This is a genomic window from Saccharopolyspora elongata, assembly GCF_004348985.1.
GTDB lineage: Bacteria > Actinomycetota > Actinomycetes > Mycobacteriales > Pseudonocardiaceae > Saccharopolyspora > Saccharopolyspora elongata.
Map to the genome: position 1 here is coordinate 13,440 of NZ_SMKW01000042.1, position 17,619 is coordinate 31,058.

A 17,619-nucleotide genomic window follows, 5' to 3' on the forward strand; every position below is an offset into this window, starting at 1 on the left:
CATGCGAAGTGCCGGTTTCGCACGAAACCGTCGGCACCCCGGTCGCAGATCTCGGCAGCGTTCCGCAAGGCCGAACTGCCGGTGGCAAAAGCGGCTCGAGCGGCGTCGAATGGAGGCATGACCTCGTTACCGATCCCACGGCCGCGCGCCGCCGTGATCGGCCTGCTCGCCACCGCCGCCGCGCTTGGCGCGGGACATCTCGTCGCAGGCCTGGCCGCCGTCCCGTCGCCGTTCGTCGCGGTGGGCGGCGCGCTGGTCGACCTGACGCCGGAGCCGGTGAAGGAACTGGCCATCGCGCTGTTCGGCACCGCCGACAAGCTGGCGCTGCAGACCGGGATGGCGCTCGTGATCGCGGCGCTCGCGGTCGTGGCAGGGCTGCTGTCCCGGCTGCGCTGGTGGCCGGGCGCGGTCGTGATCGGCCTGTTCGGGATGGCCGGGGTGGCCGCGGCGATGTCCCGGCCGGAGGGCGGCGTGCTCGCTTCCCTGACGTCCGTGGTGGTCGGCGTCGCCGGGTTCTGGTGGCTGCACGGAGTCACCCGGCCCGGTGCCGAGGCCCCGGCCGAGGTGGACGCGAGCCGGCGGAAGTTCCTGATCACGTCGTCGCTGGTGGTCCTCGGCGCGAGCGCCGCAGGCATCGTCGGCGGCATCCTGCAGCGCGGTGCGGGCGTGGTCTCCTCGCGGCTCGCGGCCGCCGCGCGCATCCCGAAGGTCCCGGAGCCGCCCGTCCCGCCCGGCGCGGACTTCGTCGCCTCCGGCACCCCGGCGTTCCTGACGCCGAACCGGGACTTCTACCGGATCGACACGGCGCTGGCGGTGCCGCAGCTCCGCGCCGAGGACTGGCGGCTGCGGCTGCACGGCATGGTGCGGAGCGAGCTGGAGCTGACCTACGACGACCTGCTGCAGCGTCGGGTGGAGGCCCGCCAGATCACGCTCACCTGCGTGTCCAACGAGGTCGGCGGCCCGCTGATCTCCACGGCGACGTTCGTCGGCGTGCCGGTGCGCGACCTCCTGCTGGAGGCAGGGGTGCGGCCCGGCGCCCAGCAGTTGTTCACCACCAGCGTCGACGGCTACACCGCGGGCACGCCGCTGGACGTGCTGCTCGAACCGGACCGGGGCGCGCTGCTGGCCGTCGGCATGAACGGCGAGCCGCTGCCCACCGAGCACGGCTTCCCGGTCCGCATGGTCGTTCCCGGGCTGTACGGCTACGTGTCGGCGACCAAGTGGCTGGTGGACGCCGAGGTCACCACCTTCGACCGGCAGCACTACTGGGAGCGGCGGGGCTGGGCCCGGCAGGCGCCGATCAAGACCGAGTCCCGCATCGACCGCCCTCGGCCGGGGAGAACGGTGCCCGCCGGTCCGGTGGTGCTGGCCGGAATCGCCTGGGCGCAGCACACCGGCATAGACCGGGTGGAGGTCCGCGCCGACGGCGGCGAGTGGCAGCCCGCCGAGCTCGCCGCCGACGTCAGCCGCGACACCTGGCGGATGTGGCGCGCCACCCTGGACCTCCCGCCCGGCGATCACGTCGTGGAATGCCGGGCGACCGACCGGAGCGGCAAGCCGCAGACACCGGAACGCCGCTCCGTCATCCCGGACGGCGCAACCGGTTGGCACGCCGTGCGATTCACCTGCACCGCATGACGGCTACGACTGGCGCGCCGCGACCTCGGCGGCAGGCGCGGGTTCGCGCTCGGGCTCGGCGAGCATGGCGTAGATCGCCACGGACAGCGCCGCGCAGATGGCCGCGCTGGACCACAGCACGACCTGCCAGGCCCCGGTGAAGCTCTGCGTGACGAAATCGAAGAACTGGGGCCGGATCCCGGCCGGGAGCATCGACATCGGCCCGCCGAGGTCGCCGGAGTTCACGCTGTTGGCCAAGGCCTCCGGCGTGCCCGGGTAGAAGGGCGACCACCCGTCGCCGAGCCGGTTCCCCAGCAGGTCGACCAGGGCCGAACCGGCCGCCGCGATGACCACGGCCTCGCTGCCGAGCCGGAGGGTGTTGAGGAAACCCGCCGCGGCACCGGTGGATTCGGCCGGCACCACGGTCAGCACCGCCCCGTCGACCAGCCCGAAGTTCAACCCGAGGCCGACGCCGAGCAGGATCAGCGGCCCGGCCGGCACGGCGACGCCGACGCCGGGCTGGAGGACGGCGGCCAGCCAGCCGACACCGATCGTCAGGCACGCGAGGCTCAGGGCGAACACGGTCCTGGCGGAGAGCCCGATCCTGATCAGCCGGTTCGCCAGGACCGGCGTCACCAGGATGGGCAGCGTCATCAGCAGCATCGTCGCGCCCGCCGCCTGGCTGCTCGCCCGGTTGGCGACCAGCAGGTAGTTCGGCAGCAGGGGCAACAAGATCACGAACGCGAACGTGACCACCACGGGGATCAGGCACAGCGCCACGAACCTCGTGCTGCGCAGCAGCGCCAGGTCGAACATCGGATGCCGCTGCCGCCGCTCGACGAGCACGAACAGCACCATCAGCAGCACCGATCCGGCGAGCAGCCCCAGCACGCCGGGACTTCCCCAGCCCCACTGCGGGCCTTCGACCACGCCGAGCATCAGCAGGAACAGGCCGGCGACGAACGTCGAGGTGCCCGCCCAATCCACTTTGGACTCGGACGCGCCGCGGGACTCCCGCAGGAACGGGACGGCGAGCAGCACCAGCAGCATCAGCAGCGCGTGCGAACCGAAGAACGACCGCCAGCCGAGGTTGTCGGACAGCAGCCCGGCCGCCATCGCTCCCAGGGCGAGCCCGGCGCCGGTGGTGATGCCGACGGCGGCGAACACCCTGGTGCGGGCCGCTCCCCCGAAAGTCGTCGCCAGGATCGAGCTACCGCTGGTCAGCAACGCGGCAGCGCCGACACCGGCGATCCCGCGGGCGACGTCGAGCAGGTAGATGTCGGTCGCCACCGCGCTCACCATCGATGCGGCGGCGAACAGCGCCGCGCCCCAGCTGAAGACGCGACGGCGTCCGAGCAGGTCGACCAGCGAGCCACAGGCGAGCATGAAGCTGGCGAAGGTCAGGTTGTAGGCGTGCACCGCCCACTGCAACGCGTCCAGCGACGCACGCGTCTCGGCGCCGATGTGCGGCAGCGCCACGCCCGACCCGGTCACCGAGGTCGGCAGGATCAACAGGGTCAGCAGGATCGCGACCAGCGCGATCCCGGACCTCGCCCGGACACCCACGAGGGCACTCATCTTCCTTGCAGTTCCTTCAGATTCGCGAAGTCTTGGGCTGATCAGAAGCTCACGACGCCGGCGCGACGGGGAACGAGCCCACGAGGCCGCCGTCGACGAGGAGGTCCTGGCCGGTGATGTAGGCGGCGTCGTCGGAGGCCAGGAAAGCCACCGCCGCAGCCACGTCGTCCGGGTGACCGAGAGAACCCAGCGGTACCTCGGCGGCGTTGCGCGCCTCGGCTTCGGGATCCTGGTTCGCGGCCCGGTACATCTCCGTGTCGATGTAGCCGGGGCTGACCGAGTTGACCCGGATGCCGCGCGGTGCGAGGTCGGCGCCCAGCGTGCGAGCGAGGTTGTGCACCGCGGCCTTGGTCGCGGAGTAGATCGAGGCGATGGGCAGGCCGCGCTGCAACGTCCAGGAGGCGTTGATGACGATCGCACCGCCGTCGCGCATCAGCGGCAGCGCCTTGGTGATGGTGAAGAAGACACCCTTGAAGTTGACGTCGACGGTGCGGTCGAAGTCCGCCTCGGTGAGCTCGGTGGTCGGCTTGAAGATCCCGACGCCGGCGTTGGCGAACACCGCGTCCAGCCCGCCGCGCCGGGTCTCGATCCGCCGCATGAGGCGGTCCAGGTCGTCCTGCGAGGTCACGTCGGCGCGGACGGAGAGGAGCCGATCCGCGTCGAGCCCTGCGGCGGCGGCGTCCAGGCGCGCCTGGTCGCGGCCGCTGATGACGACGTACGCGCCTTCGTCGAGGAGCCGGCGCGCGGTGGCGAGCCCCATACCGCTGGCACCGCCGGTGATCAGGACGGTCTTGTTCGTGAATCGCTGCATGCCAACGATCCTCAGGCGGCGCGAGCGCCTCCGGGAGTGTCGGCCGAGCCTGGGTCTGGCACCACCAGTCTCAGCTCGCCGCCGGTTCGGCCAGCAGCTCCGCCAGCCGCGGCTCGGTGCCGGTGCCCGGCTTCGGCACGTGCAGCAGCAGCCGGTGTCCCGGCTGATCGGCCAGCGGCAGCGAGCTGTACTCGAAGACCAGCTCCCCGACCGCCGGGTGGTCGACGACCTTGATCCCTTGGGTCGCGCTGCCGATCCCGTGCTCCGCCCAGATGTCGGCGAACGCGGCGCTCACCGCGCACATGTCCTCGGCCAACCGGCCGAACTCCGGGTCATCCGGGTAGCGCGCGGCATCCGCCCGGAACTGGCCGACGATCTGCCGCGCCGCGTCCTCCCAGTGGCAGATCGCGGCCCGGTAGCGGGCGTTGGTGAAGAAGCTGACCAGGCAGTTGTGATCGATCTGGCCGTAACCGAACACCTCCTCGGCCGCGCGGTTGACGGCGACGAGGTTCCAGTGCCGGTCGATGACGTAGGCGGGCGCGGCAGCCAGCCGTCGATCACCCGCCGCAGCTCGGGCGCGACTTCCCGGTCCACCGGTGGCGCCTGCGGTGGGTTGAGTCCCGCCAGCAGGTAGAGGTGTCCGCGCTCGGCGGTGTCGAGCCGCAGCACACGCGCGATGGCGTCCAGCACCTCGGCGGACACGTTGATCTCCCGGCCCTGCTCCAGCCAGGTGTACCAGGACGCGCCGACCCCGGCGAGCACGGCGACCTCCTCGCGGCGCAACCCCGGCGTGCGCCGCCCGCGGCCGGCCGGCATTCCCACGTCCTCGGGCGTCAGCCGAGCCCGTCGCGAACGCAGGAACTCCCGCATCTCGGTGCTGCGCCGCCGGCGGGCCGCTGCGGGAAGCCGCGAAACATCCATCCGCCCATGCTAGGAGCACGCCGTCAGAGCATGCCGAGAAGGATCGGGGCGGCGTTGGTCGCGCCGTGGACGACCAGCAGCGGCCACATCAGGCGGTACTTGCTCCACAGCCAGGCGCCTGCACGTCTTCGTGGACGGCATGACGCTGCAGGCGGCGACGTATCCGCGCGCACTTCCGGTCGCCGAGGTGCGCCGCATGCTCCGCGCGGAGCTGGAGCTCGTTTCCCGCTCCGCACGGGCGAAATCCCGGAAGAGCTGAGCGTCCACAAGAGACCGTCAGCCCGCGAGGCCGTCGAGTTCGGCCGCATTGCCGCCGCCGCTCTGGGCCAGGTTGCGCAGTTCCTGGAGGGCGACCGACAGCATCGACACGTCCGGCTCCGCGGCTTCCTTCAGCAGCACGAAGGTTTCCCGGTACATCCGGACGCGGTCGGGGTTGCCGTCGAGCCAGGCGTCGACGAGCCGGTCCGGTGGCGTCGATTCGTCCGCGCCGTGCAGCGCGGCGGCGGTGAGCCTGCGGCGCTGGGTGAGCAGGTCGTCGCGCAACGATGCCTTGGCCAGCATGGTCCAGTGCGAGTCGCTCGCCTGCTCCACCGCCTGTTCCTTCAGCCAGTCGAGGTCGAGCCGCTCGCCCAGCTCGAAGTACAGCCCGGCCGTCCACTCCAGGTCGCGGCCGGATGCCCACGAGATCTCCGCGATGTCCATGCCCGAGCACAGCGGGTCGAGCACGAATACCCGCTCGCACAGCCGCTCCGGGACGCCGGCCCCGGCTAGCGCGGCGATCGCCCGCTCCACCCGCCGCCGCTCCCGTCCGGTGAGTCGGCCGCGCAGGGTGTGGGCCAACCGCAGCATCGCCGGCCGGAACCGCCGTACCTCGACCGCCGTGTCGATCTCCCGGCGGTTGCGCAGCAACCACAGTGCCACCTGCTCGACGACCTCACGGACCGCAGCCAGCAGCCGCAACTGGGCATGAGCGTGCCGGGGCAACTCCAGGGCGTCGATCTCCGCCCAAATCGCGGGCAGGTCCAGCAGGTCACGGGTCGCGACGTAGACTCGGAACGGCGCGCTGAGGTCCCCGGTGAGCTGCATCAGGCGGCGCAGCACTCCCGATCCCAGCCGGTTGATCATCTCGTTGGCCAGCACGGTCGTGGCGATCTCCCGGCGCAGCGGGTGGGCCTGGATCTCGTCGGCGAACTCAGTGCGCAGCGCCGCGGGCAGGTACTCGACGGTCCCGGCCATCACGTGCGGATCGTCCGGCACCGCCGAATCGAGCACCATCCGGTGGAACTGGTTCTTGCTGTGTGCGAGCAGCATGGCCAGCTCCGGCCGGGTCAGTCCCAGCCCCAGGGCCCGCCGTTGGGCGATGACGTCGTCGTCCGGCAGCGACTCCAGCGCCCGGTCGAGGAAGCCCTCGCCCTCCAGGAATCGCATCAGCTGCAGGTTCCGGTCCAGGGTGGTCTGGCCGAGCGCTTCGCTGACGCTGATGGACTGCGCCTGCCGGTAGTTGTCGGCCAACACCTGCTCGGCGACCTCGGCGTCGATTTCGGCGAGCAGCCGGTCGCGGCGCTGCGACGGGATCCCACCGGCCGAGTCCAGCAGGATCTTGAGGTTCACCTCGCGGTCGGAGATGTCGACGCCTGCCGAGTTGTCGATGAAGTCGGTGTTGATGCGGCCGCCGCGCAGGGCGAACACGATCCGGGCGGGTTGGGTGAACCCGAGGTTGCCACCCTCGGCGACCACCCGCGCCCGCACCTGCTCCGCATCGACCCGGGCACCCTCGTTCGCCCTGTCGCCGACCTGTGCGTTCGACTCCGCGGCGGCCTTGACGTAGGTGCCGATGCCGCCGTTGAACAGCAGGTCGACCGGCGCCCGCAGGATCGCCTGGATGAGCTCGTCGGCGGGCAGCGATGCCACGTCGACGTCGAGGACGCGGCGGACCTGCGCGGTCAGCGGGACCGACTTCGCGCTGCGAGCGAACACCCCGCCGCCGGGCGAGATCAGCGTCGGGTCGTAGTCCGCCCACGAGGAGCGCGGCAGGCCGGACAGCCGGCGGCGCTCGGTCCAGGACGCCAGCGGGTCCGGCGCGGGGTCGAGGAAGATGTGCCGGTGGTCGAAGGCGGCGACCAGTTTCACGGTGCGCGACAACAGCATCGCGTTGCCGAACACGTCGCCGGACATGTCGCCGATCCCGGCCGCGGTGAACTCGTCGCGCTCCGGGTCCACGCCCAGCTCGCCGAAGTGGCGGCGCACCGATTCCCAAGCGCCGCGCGCCGTGATGGCCATCGCCTTGTGGTCGTAGCCGCGCGAACCGCCCGACGCGAACGCGTCGCCCAGCCAGAACCCGTACTCCGCGGCGATGGAGTTCGCCAGGTCGGAGAACGCCGCGGTGCCCTTGTCCGCGGCCACCACCAGGTACGGGTCGTCGGAGTCGTGGCAGACCGTGTCCGCCGGCCGGAGCACCACATCGCCGCGGCGGTTGTCGGTGACGTCGAGCAGCCCGCGGACGAACATCGTGTAGCAGTCGCGCACTTCCGCGGCCACGGCCTCCGGGTCGGTGCTCGGCGGCGGTCGTTTGACGACGAACGCGCCCTTGGCGCCCTGCGGCACGATGACCGCGTTCTTGACCATCTGCGCCTTCAGCAGGCCCAGCACCTCCGCGCGGAAGTCCTCCGGGCGGTCCGACCAGCGGATGCCGCCGCGGGCCACCTTCGCCGCGCGCAGGTGCACGCCCACCACGCGCGGCGAGTAGACGAACGTTTCCACGGCGGGCCGGGGTTCGGGCAGGAAGGGCAGCTTGCCCGGGTCGAGCTTGAGCGTCAGGTGCGGCTTGGCACGGCCGTCGCGCCCGCGCTGGAAGAAGTTGGTCCGCACCGCCGCGAGCACCACGGTCCGCACGGCGCGCAGCACCCGGTCCTCGTTGAGGTGCACCACCGCGTTGAGTGCCGCCTCGACGCGGGAGTCCAGCGCGGCCTGCCGTCCGGGGTCGGCGACCGCCGGGTCGAAGCGGGTCCGGAACAGCGCCACCAGCAGCCTGGTCACCTCGCGGTGCGTGAGCAGCGAGCGCTCCACGTACGACTGGCTGAACGTGACGCCGCCCTGCCGCAGGTACGCGTGGATCGCGCGCAGCAGCACCACGTCCCGCCAGCCGATCCCGGCCTTCAGCACGAGCTGGTTGAAGCCGTCGTCCTCCGCGTCCCCGCACCACACCGCGATGAACGCGGCCGCCACCAGGTCCCGGGCCACCGGGTCGGCCAGCAGCGCGGAATCCCTCGGCAGCAGTTCGAACTCCTCGACCCGGACGGCACCGCGGCCCGCCGGGCGCACGTCGAACGGCCGGTGGTCGGCGATGCGCAGGCCCATGTTCTCCAGCACCGGGAACACGTCGGCGAGCAGCGCCGGACGCGGGCTCGACCACAGCAGCGCGAACCGGGCGTTCGCGCCGGAACCCAGCAGCGGCAGCATCGTCAGCCGGGGCCCGGCATCGGGCCGGAACTCCTCCAGCGCGCCGACGTCCAGGGCCGCTTGGCCCGCGGAGAACACGTCCTGGTAGCCGGCGGGAAACGCCTCCGCGTACCGGGCGAACAACCGGCGCCCTTCGGCGGAGCCGTACCGATCCGCCAGCTGGACGCGGAGCTCGTCCTGCCACGACTCGGTCGTGGGAACGACCACCGCCACCACCCCCTCGACGAAACGAGGGCCGCATCGACGGTCCTGGCCCGAGTCTAGGCCGCCGCCACCGGGCCCACACCGCGCCGGGCACCACCCGCCACGGCAGCCCCTGCCGACGCTCGCGCACCCGCGGGCCTGTCCATCCACATCGGACGGCTCCGGGCAGGCCCCGGCTTGCCGAACAGATCAACCCCACTGCGCCGACCGAGCGGCGTCACAGAAGCGCGCCCGGACACCGGCGCGACCCGCGATCAGGTCCGCTCCGGCCGACTCCTCCGATTGATTGACGACTAATGGCGGTTCACTTGGTCCGAATAGAGGGAGACCTGTAGATCAAAAGGACATGCCGTCGACATCGGGCCGATAGGGAATCCTTCAAGGATTTCCAAAACAAAGTAAAAGATTTCTGGTATATACCAGCGACAGGTCAATCGTTAGCATGAAATAGCTGCTCACATGGCTTTAAATGGAATACCAATTCGCCGACAAATTGGACAAAAGAAGTTCGGTAACCACAGTCGCGCAAATCGGTCACGGATGGTTTTCGCAATTAACCCGATGTGAAGTTTCCCATACTTAATGACGATGCGCGGCGGATAGCGCGACCCTAGGTTGTGATCGCGGACCAACGCGGCATTCGCCGCGACGTTTCTCCGCGAGACCGGGAGAAGTGACCATGTGCGCAGCACCGATCCGGGATGCCGAAGGAGCACCCGGACGATTCCCCGAAGACCGGACGGAAGGCACCGCCGGTGACGCACTGCTGAGACTGGGCCGCCTGGTGTCCAAAGCGGACACCTCCGCGGACCTGCGCGCGGTGTACCGCAGGGGCGGCCGCGAGGGCGACGCCTTCTACCGCGACCGGTGGAGCCACGACAAGGTGGTGCCCTCCACGCACGGCGTGAACTGCACCGGCTCCTGCCGGTGGAACGTGTACGTCAAGGACGGCATCATCACCTGGGAGGCGCAGGACACCGACTACCCGAGCGTCGGCCCGGACCGGCCCGAGTACGAACCGCGCGGCTGCCCGCGCGGCGCCTCGTTCTCGTGGTACTGGTGGGATGCCGCGTACCTCATGATGTAGAGCTCCAGCGTATGACCGAGGCGCGCTACCAGGGCCAGAAGGTCGTTGTCGTCTCGCCCGACTACGCCGGCAAAGCCAAGTTCGCCGACGAATGGCTCGCGCCGCACCCGGGCACTGACGTGGCGCTGGCGGTGGCCGATGGGGATGGATGGCTGGATGCCGTCCTACCGTTCAGGATACGTGTGAAAGTGTGTCCCGAGCCGTCGCCTTGCGGCGCGGCGTTGACCGCGTGGGTCTTCCCGTGGCGATACCCGCTGCCCGCATGGTGCAGGTCTTGTGCGGGTTTCCATCGGGCTCGTTTACCGTCACCCCGCAACTCGGGGAAGACGTCGTGGCCTCAACGAGTTTCGCGAGGTTGCGGGCTGCGTTGAGGTCGCGATCCATGCTCATCCCGCAGGAGGAGCAGGTGAAGACACGTTCGGACAGGCGCAGCTTGGCTTTCACCACGCCACAGTCCGAACACGTTTTAGAGCTGGGATACCACCGGTCCGCGATGTGTACGCACACGCCGGACCAGGAGGCTTTGTACTCGATCTGGCGGCGGAGCTCGGCCATGCCGACATCCGCGACATGCCGCGCCAACCTGCGATTTTTGATCATGCCAGAGACGTTGAGGTCTTCCAGCACGATCACACCACAGCTGCGCACCAGCCGGGTGGACAGCTTGTGCAGTCCGTCGCGGCGTGCGCTGGCCACGCGAGCGTGCAGCTTCGCGATGCGGGCTTGGGTTTTACGCCACCGGTTCGACGGCTCCCGCCCGGCGCGGCGGTCCGGGCTGGTACGGCGGGCGGCTTGCCGCTGCAACCGTCGCAGCTCACGCTGGGCGACTTCGGGATGTCTCGGATTAGCGATCACCTCACCAGTCGACAGCACGGCGAGAGACTTGATCCCGAGATCCACACCCACCACCGCCTCCGGCCGGACAGGGACGGGATCGGCACGCTCGATCTCCACAGAGAACGACACGAACCACCGCCCCGACCGGTAAGACACTGTCGCCGAGCTGATACGCCCAGTGCCGCGTTCCACGTGACGGGCGAGTTTACGAGTGGACTCATGGGTCCGGACCACACCGATGCGGGGCAGCTTCACATGCCGACGATCTGTCTCGATCAGCCCGAAACTGCCGGTGGTGAACCGACACGACAACCCCTCACGCCTGCCTTTAAACCTCGGAAACCCCAGCTTGCGGCCCTGGCGCATGCCTTTCTTCGAATCCGACCAGTTCTTCAACGCTGTGGCGAGGTTCGCCAGCCCGGACGAGTACGCCTCTTTGGAGTTCTCGTTCCACCACGGTGCGACCGTGTGCTTGGCTTGGTTCCAGTCCTTGCGCAGGCTGTAGGCCGACCAGCTCACAGACGGCGTCAACTCGTCGTCGTCCAGGTCGTACGATGCTTCGGCTTTCCGCTGATCAAGGTTGGCTTTGATGAGTCCTAGACCCCAGTTGTAGGCGAACCGTTGCGCACCACAGTGCGACCGCAACGCGGACTCCTGCCCAGGATTGGGGGCGAGTGCGAACCGGTACGCCTGCAACACCGTGCTCATCACCGCAAACAGTACCGACGGGCACCGACAACCCGGCGACCTGCCAGAATTCATCCCCACGCTTCGACACATCCCACCGAACAGTCCACTACCCCACCTTCGACCGCAATCCGCTGGACCTCGCCGACGAGGCCGAGGCCGCCGGGCTCGAACCCGTCGAGCACGTCGTGCGGGAGCTGCGGGAGGGCCGGCTCGGTTTCGCGGGCGAGGACCCGGACGCGCCGGCGAACTGGCCGCGGGTGCTGACGGTGTGGCGCTCCAACCTGCTGGGCTCGTCGGCCAAGGGCAACGAGTTCTTCCTCAAGCACCTGCTGGGCACCGACGCGGCGGCGCGCTCGACCGAGCCCGAACAGCCGCCCGCCGAGGTGCACCGCGCCGAGGCGGCCGAGGGCAAGCTGGACCCGCTGCTGTCGCTGGACTTCCGGATGACCAGCACCACGCTGTTCTCCGACGTCGTGCTGCCCGCCGCCACCTGGTACGAGAAGCACGACCTGTCCTCGACGGACATGCACCCGTACGTGCACTCGTTCAACGCCGCCGTCGACCCGCCGTGGCAGTGCCGCACCGACTTCGACGCGTTCCACGCCATCGCCGCGAAGTTCAGCGGGCTCGCCGAACGGCACCTCGGCGTCCGGCGGGACGTGGTGGCGACCGCGCTTGGCCACGACACCCCGGGCGAGGCGGCGCAACCCGGCGGCGTGCTGCGCGACTGGCGCAGCGGCGACGTCGACCCGATTCCCGGCCGCACCATGCCGACGCTCACCGTCGTCGAGCGCGATTATCCTGCGGTGGCCGCGAAACTCGGCGCGGTCGGCCCGCTGCTGGACAAGCTCGGCACCACGACCAAGGGCTACACCGTCGAGGTCGGCCCGGAGCTGGCGTGGCTGGCCGAGGCAAACGGGGTCGCGGCAGGCGGACCCGCCGCCGGCCGCCCGCGGCTGGACACCGACCGCCGGGCCGCCGACGCCATCCTCGCGCTGTCCGGCACCACCAACGGCCGGCTGGCCAACGAGGGCTTCCGGGTGCTGGAAGAGCGGGTCGGCCGCGACCTGACGCACATCTCGACCCACCACACCGGACACCGGGTGACCTTCGCCGACACCAGGTCCCGACCGGTTCCGGTGGTCACCAGCCCGGAGTGGTCCGGCGACGAGTCCGGCGGGCGGCGCTACTCGCCGTTCACCATCAACGTCGAACAGCTCAAGCCCTGGCACACCCTCACCGGCCGCCAGCACTTCTTCCTGGACCACGACTGGATGGCCGAGCTCGGCGAGCAGCTGCCGCTGTACCGGCCGCCGCTGGACCTGCACCGCCTGGCCGGCGAACCCCGGCTCGGCCCGGGCGGGACCGCCGAGGTGGTGGTGCGGTACCTGACGCCGCACTCGAAGTGGTCGATCCACAGCGAGTACCAGGACAACCCGATCATGCTGACGTTGTCCCGGGGTGGGCCGACGTTCTGGATGAGCCCGGCGGACGCCGCCGCCATCGGAGTCGCCGACAACGACTGGGTGGAGGCCGTCAACCGCAACGGCGTCGTGGTCGCCCGCGCGGTCGTGTCGCACCGGATGCCCACCGGCACCGTGTTCATGTACCACGCGCAGGACCGGACGGTGAACGTGCCGAAGAGCGAGACCACCGGCCGGCGCGGCGGCATCCACAACTCGCTGACCCGCGTGCAGATCAAGCCGACGCACCTCATCGGCGGCTACGCGCAGCAGTCCTTCGCGCTGAACTACCAACGGTCCCACCGGGAACCAGCGCGACGAGATCACCGTCATCCGCCGCCGCAACCAGGCGGTGGAGTACTGACGCGGAGCGTCGAAAAGGAGTACTGATGCGCGTCATGGCACAACTGGCCATGGTGATGAACCTGGACAAGTGCATCGGGTGCCACACCTGCTCGGTCACCTGCAAGCAGACCTGGACCAACCGGGGCGGCGTCGAGTACGTGTGGTTCAACAACGTGGAAACCCGCCCCGGGCAAGGATATCCGCGCCGCTACGAAGACCAGCGGCAGTGGCGCGGCGGCTGGGAGCTCGACCGCCGCGGCCGGCTGAAGCTGCGCGGCGGCGGGCGGCTGCGCAAGCTCGCGACGCTGTTCGCCAACCCGGACCTGCCGGAGCTCGACGACTACTACCAGCCCTGGACCTACGACTACCGGATGCTGCTCGAGGCGCCGCTGGGCGACGACACCCCGGTGGCGCGCCCCAACTCGGCGATCACCGGGCGTCCGACGAACGTCCAATGGGGACCGAACTGGGAGGACTCGCTGGGCGGCACGCCCGAGCACGGCGAGGCGGATCCGGTGGTGGCGAAGCTGCGCACCGAGCTGGGCACCCGCATCCGGTTCGAGTTCGAGCAGTCGTTCCTGTTCTACCTGCCGCGGATCTGCGAGCACTGCCTCAACCCGTCCTGCGTCGCATCCTGCCCGTCCGGCGCGATGTACAAGCGCGCCGAGGACGGCATCGTGCTCGTCGACCAGGACCGCTGCCGCGGCTGGCGGATGTGCGTTTCCGGCTGCCCGTACAAGAAGGTCTACTTCAACCACAAGACCGGCAAGGCCGAGAAGTGCACCTTCTGCTACCCGAGGATCGAGGTCGGCCAGCCGACGATCTGCTCGGAGACCTGCGTCGGGCGGCTGCGCTACATCGGCGTGCTGCTCTACGACGCCGACCGGGTCGGCGAGGCGGCGGCGGTGACCCACGAGCACCGGCTCTACCCGGCGCAGCGCGATCTCTTCCTCGACCCGGACGACCCGGAGGTGGCGGCGGCGGCCGAGCGGGCGGGCATCCCGCACGACTGGGTCGAGGCGGCCCGGCGCTCCCCGGTCTACGACCTGATCTGCCGCTACCGCGTCGCGCTGCCGCTGCACCCGGAATACCGCACCATGCCGATGGTCTGGTACATCCCGCCGCTGTCGCCGGTGGTGGACGCCGTCGCCGAGACCGGGTTCGACGGCGAGGACGCCGGGAACCTCTTCGGCGCCATCGACGCGCTGCGCATCCCGATCGAGTACCTGGCCGAGCTGTTCACCGCGGGCGACATCGGCCCGGTGCGCGACTCCCTGCGGAAGCTCGCGGCGATGCGCTCCTACATGCGGTCGGTGAACCTGGACGAGCCGCCGGACGAGGGTCCGGTCCGGGCGGCCGGGCTGGACACCGCGGAGCTGCGGTCGATGTACCGGCTGCTGGCCATCGCGAAGTACGACGACCGCTACGTCATCCCGACCGCGGGCATCGGCGACGCGCACGAGCTGGAGGCGCTGGCGACGACGTGCAGCCTGGACACCGACGGCGGCCCCGGCATGGGCGGCCTGCGCTCGGGCAGCACCGACCTGGTCGTGTGGGACGAGGGCGGGCGTCCGGAGGGCATGTTCCCGACGCTGCGCGGGGAGAAGTCGTGAGGCGCCGCCGACTGGACGCCCGGTCGCGCGCGCTGGTGCGCCAGATCGCCGCGTGGTGCCTGCACTACCCCGACGCCGAGCTGGCTGGGCGGATGGGCCTGCTGCGGGAATCCCTCGGCGAGATCGCCGGGACCGACCCGGCGCAGCACCTGCGCCGCATCCTGGATCACCTCGCGGGAACACCGGCGCAGGAGGCCGAGCAGCACTACGTCGAGGTGTTCGACGTCAGTCCCCGCCGCGGCCTGTACCTGACCTGGTACGTGCACGGCGACACCCGGTTGCGCGGTGGCGCGCTGGCCGAGCTGGCGGGCCTCTACCGCTCGCACGGCTACCGCGTCGGCGGCGGTGAGCTGCCGGACTACCTGCCCGCGCTGCTGGAGTTCTCGGCCGCCGAGCGGCGCGAAGGCGAGCGCCTGCTCGGCCGGTTCCGGCCGGCGATCGAGGTGCTGCACCGCAAGCTGGCCGAGCTCGGCACACCCTACGCCGCGGGCGTGCAGGCCGTGCTCGACGTCGTGCCCCAGCAGCGCGAACGCGATGTCGTTCCCGCGCAACCCCCGACCGAGCAGGTCGGCCTGCAGCCCTTTTCGCTCACCCTCCAGGAAGGCCGCCGATGACCAGCTCGATCGATGTGGTGCTGTGGGCCGTGCTGCCGTGCGTCGTGCTCGCCGTGTTCGTCGGCGGCGCGGTGTGGCGGTACCGGTACGACAAGTTCGGCTGGACCACCCGGTCCAGCCAGCTGCACGAATCCCGCCTGCTGCGGATCGGCAGCCCGTTGTTCCACTACGGACTGCTGTTCGTCGTCGGCGGGCACGTGCTCGGCCTGGTGGTGCCGAAGTGGCTCACCGAGCTGTTCGGCGTGACGGAGTCGAACTACCACCTGGTGTCGCTGGGCATGGGCACGTTCGCGGGCTGCGCGGCGCTGGCCGGGCTGCTGGTCCTGCTGTGGCGGCGGCTGCGCAACCACGCGGTGCGCGCCGCGACCAGCCGCAGCGACCTGTTCACCTACACCGCTTTGACGGCCACGATCTGCCTCGGCCTGTGGACGACGGTCATCGACAACGGCGTCCGCGGCCCGTACGACTACCGCGAGACGATCGGGCCGTGGTTCCGCGGGATCTTCCTGCTGCAGCCGCACCCTGAGCTGATGGCGCACGCACCGCTGGACTACCGGCTGCACGCGCTGCTCGGCCTCGCCCTGTTCGCGCTGTGGCCGTTCGGCCGGCTCGTGCACGCCTTCAGCGCGCCGGTGCACTACCTGTTCCGCCCCTACGTGGTCTACCGCAGCCGCAGCGGTGACCGCGTGGGCACCAGGCAGGCGCCGCGCGGCTGGCAGCGGCTGTAGCGCGGATGATCTGGCAGCGCTTGCCGCCCGAATCCGGCGCGGCGGTGATGGGCCTCGGGGTGATGTCGGTCGCCGGGCACCTGGCGGGTTTCCCCGTGCTGTCGGCGGTGCTGCTCGCGGTGGCCGCGGTGCTGTGGGCACTGCTGGGCTCGGCGTTCCTGGCTCGGCTGGTCTTCGACAACGAGCGATGGAGGTCGGAGGCCAGCCGGCCCGGCGCCCTGACGTGCGTCGCCGGGACCGGTGTCCTCGGCCTCGCCCTGGTCCTGCAAGGCTGGCCCACCGGCTGGATCTTCCTCGTGCTGACGGCCGTGCTGTGGTCGGGGCTGATGCCCCGGGTGCTGCGCGGCCTGGCCACCCCGACGGTCGGGGTGAGCTTCCTGGTCTGCGTCGGCACGCAGTCGCTGGCGGTGCTGGCCGGTCAGCTGGCCGCCGACGCGCGATCTCCGTTCCTGCTCGCGGTTTGCGCGATCTCGGCGGCGATCGGCCTGGCGCTCTACGTCCTGGTGCTCGTCCGGTTCGACTTCCGGCAGGTGGCCCGCGGAGCGGGTGACCACTGGGTCGCCGGCGGGGCGCTCGCGATCAGCACGGTGGCCGTCGCCAAGCTGCACGCCGCGGTGCGGGAGCTGGCCGCGCCGACCGAGCTCGCCACCGCGGTGCGCGCGATCGGCATCGCGCTCTGGGCGATCACCATGTGCTGGTACGTGGTGCTGGCGGTGGCCGAACTGCTGGCGCCGCGCCTGCGCTACGACTTCCGCCGCTGGGCAACGGTCTTCCCTCTCGGCATGACGTGCGCGGCGAGCTTCGGCACGGCCACGGCGACGGGCATGGTGTGGATGGCCGACGCGGCCCGGATCCTCCTGTGGCCGGCCCTGGCGGTCCTCTGCCTGACGTCCTGGGGCACCATCCACGACCTCACAAGCCGGAAGCCCCGCCCGTGACCGGCTCGGGCGCCGCGCTGTTCAGCCTTCTTGTTCGCCAGGATCCGCCTCCTCCGGAACAGATGGAGGCGCCGCGAAGACGAGATCGAGTTGACGATCGACCAGGGCCACGGCCTGCTCCGGAGTCCGCTCACCGATGAGCACGCTGCCGATGAGCCCCCGGACCACCAGCGTCAGAACGGCCGCATCGTGCGCCGCGTCGGTCTCGGGCCGGACTAGGCGAATCTGTTCTGCGACGGCGTTTTCGAAGATCGGCGGGTACCAGTTGGAGGCGGCGGCGAGCTGCTCATCGACCAGGGCCGCGTTGAAGAAGGCATGGGAGACCATGGCCATGGCACGACTTTCGGCGTCGAGCGGCAGCATCCCGAGCAAGTGGCCGCGCACCACGGCGCGCGGTTGGTCCCGCCCGCCCGCCGCCCGGATGCGCTGCACTATCTGCTCGGCGAAGCGCTCACCCGCGAGTTCCTGCGCGAACAGCAGCATCCGTTCCTTGGTTTCGAAGTAGTACTGCACCAGACGCATGGAGATGCCGGCTTCGGCCGCGATTTCGCGCAGGCTCGCCGCCGCGAGCCCCCGCCCTGCCGCTATGCGCCACACCGCCTCTGCGATCTGCCGCCGCCGTTCGTCGTGGTCGACCCGCTTCGGCATCTCCGTCCCGCCGTCCTCACGCCGTGTTATGGTGCGATCGCATCATAAACCACTGGGGAGGTTCCG

11 protein-coding genes and 3 pseudogenes are annotated in these 17,619 nt (G+C 70.5%); 7 read left to right on the forward strand and 7 right to left on the reverse strand.

Annotation, left to right across the window (positions count from 1 at the left end; translation table 11 throughout):
- Positions 1-117: 117 nt before the first annotated feature.
- Complete coding sequence (locus E1288_RS27545; RefSeq protein WP_132490012.1) at positions 118-1,638, forward strand: molybdopterin-dependent oxidoreductase; 1,521 nt, start codon at positions 118-120, stop codon at positions 1,636-1,638.
- A 3-nt stretch (positions 1,639-1,641) separates the two neighbouring features.
- Here E1288_RS27545 and E1288_RS27550 read toward each other — a convergent pair whose 3' ends face one another.
- The 5 genes and pseudogenes from E1288_RS27550 to E1288_RS27575 form a co-directional block, all read right to left on the reverse strand.
- A complete protein-coding gene (locus E1288_RS27550) occupies positions 1,642-3,195 on the reverse strand; it encodes an MFS transporter (protein ID WP_132490014.1) in 1,554 nt (517 codons plus the stop codon).
- Between the two features lie 49 nt (positions 3,196-3,244).
- The gene (locus tag E1288_RS27555) at positions 3,245-4,006 is read right to left on the reverse strand and encodes an SDR family NAD(P)-dependent oxidoreductase (protein WP_132490016.1); all 762 of its coding nucleotides are present in this window, start codon (positions 4,004-4,006) and stop codon (positions 3,245-3,247) included.
- Between the two features lie 70 nt (positions 4,007-4,076).
- Positions 4,077-4,745 (reverse strand): MmyB family transcriptional regulator, encoded by a 669-nt coding sequence (locus E1288_RS27560; protein WP_408013965.1) that lies wholly within the window; start codon positions 4,743-4,745, stop codon positions 4,077-4,079.
- A pseudogene (locus E1288_RS50465) lies at positions 4,700-4,927 on the reverse strand (helix-turn-helix domain-containing protein); the annotation flags it as partial. The pseudogene E1288_RS50465 and the gene E1288_RS27560, both read right to left, overlap by 46 nt.
- Positions 4,928-5,203: 276 nt before the next feature.
- Complete coding sequence (locus tag E1288_RS27575) at positions 5,204-8,593, reverse strand: NAD-glutamate dehydrogenase domain-containing protein (protein WP_165968284.1); 3,390 nt, start codon at positions 8,591-8,593, stop codon at positions 5,204-5,206.
- Positions 8,594-9,269: 676 nt separating this feature from the next.
- On the opposite strand from E1288_RS27575, the pseudogene E1288_RS50145 reads away from it, so the two are divergent.
- Positions 9,270-9,820: pseudogene (locus E1288_RS50145) on the forward strand (hypothetical protein); the annotation flags it as partial.
- A 28-nt stretch (positions 9,821-9,848) separates the two neighbouring features.
- Here the strand turns inward: E1288_RS50145 and tnpB are convergent.
- Complete coding sequence (gene tnpB, locus E1288_RS27585; protein ID WP_132490022.1) at positions 9,849-11,222, reverse strand: IS607 family element RNA-guided endonuclease TnpB; 1,374 nt, start codon at positions 11,220-11,222, stop codon at positions 9,849-9,851.
- An 89-nt stretch (positions 11,223-11,311) separates the two neighbouring features.
- Here tnpB and E1288_RS27590 point away from each other — a divergent pair.
- The 5 genes and pseudogenes from E1288_RS27590 to E1288_RS27610 form a co-directional block, all read left to right on the forward strand.
- Positions 11,312-13,031: pseudogene (locus E1288_RS27590) on the forward strand (molybdopterin dinucleotide binding domain-containing protein); the annotation flags it as partial.
- A 25-nt stretch (positions 13,032-13,056) separates the two neighbouring features.
- The gene (narH, locus tag E1288_RS27595; protein ID WP_132490024.1) at positions 13,057-14,625 is read left to right on the forward strand and encodes a nitrate reductase subunit beta; all 1,569 of its coding nucleotides are present in this window, start codon (positions 13,057-13,059) and stop codon (positions 14,623-14,625) included.
- Entirely contained in the window at positions 14,622-15,239 is a 618-nt protein-coding gene (narJ, locus tag E1288_RS27600) for a nitrate reductase molybdenum cofactor assembly chaperone (RefSeq protein ID WP_132490026.1), read from the forward strand. The genes narH and narJ overlap by 4 nt, the downstream gene beginning before the upstream one ends.
- Positions 15,236-15,967, forward strand: a complete 732-nt coding sequence (narI, locus tag E1288_RS27605) for a respiratory nitrate reductase subunit gamma (RefSeq protein WP_132490028.1) — start codon at positions 15,236-15,238, stop codon at positions 15,965-15,967. The genes narJ and narI overlap by 4 nt, the downstream gene beginning before the upstream one ends.
- A 5-nt stretch (positions 15,968-15,972) precedes the next feature.
- Positions 15,973-16,905, forward strand: a complete 933-nt coding sequence (locus tag E1288_RS27610) for a tellurite resistance/C4-dicarboxylate transporter family protein (RefSeq protein ID WP_132490030.1) — start codon at positions 15,973-15,975, stop codon at positions 16,903-16,905.
- Positions 16,906-16,926: 21 nt separating this feature from the next.
- On the opposite strand, the gene E1288_RS27615 is transcribed toward E1288_RS27610, so the two are convergent.
- Positions 16,927-17,553, reverse strand: coding sequence for a TetR/AcrR family transcriptional regulator (locus tag E1288_RS27615; protein WP_132490032.1), 627 nt, complete (start codon positions 17,551-17,553; stop codon positions 16,927-16,929).
- Positions 17,554-17,619 lie beyond the last annotated feature (66 nt).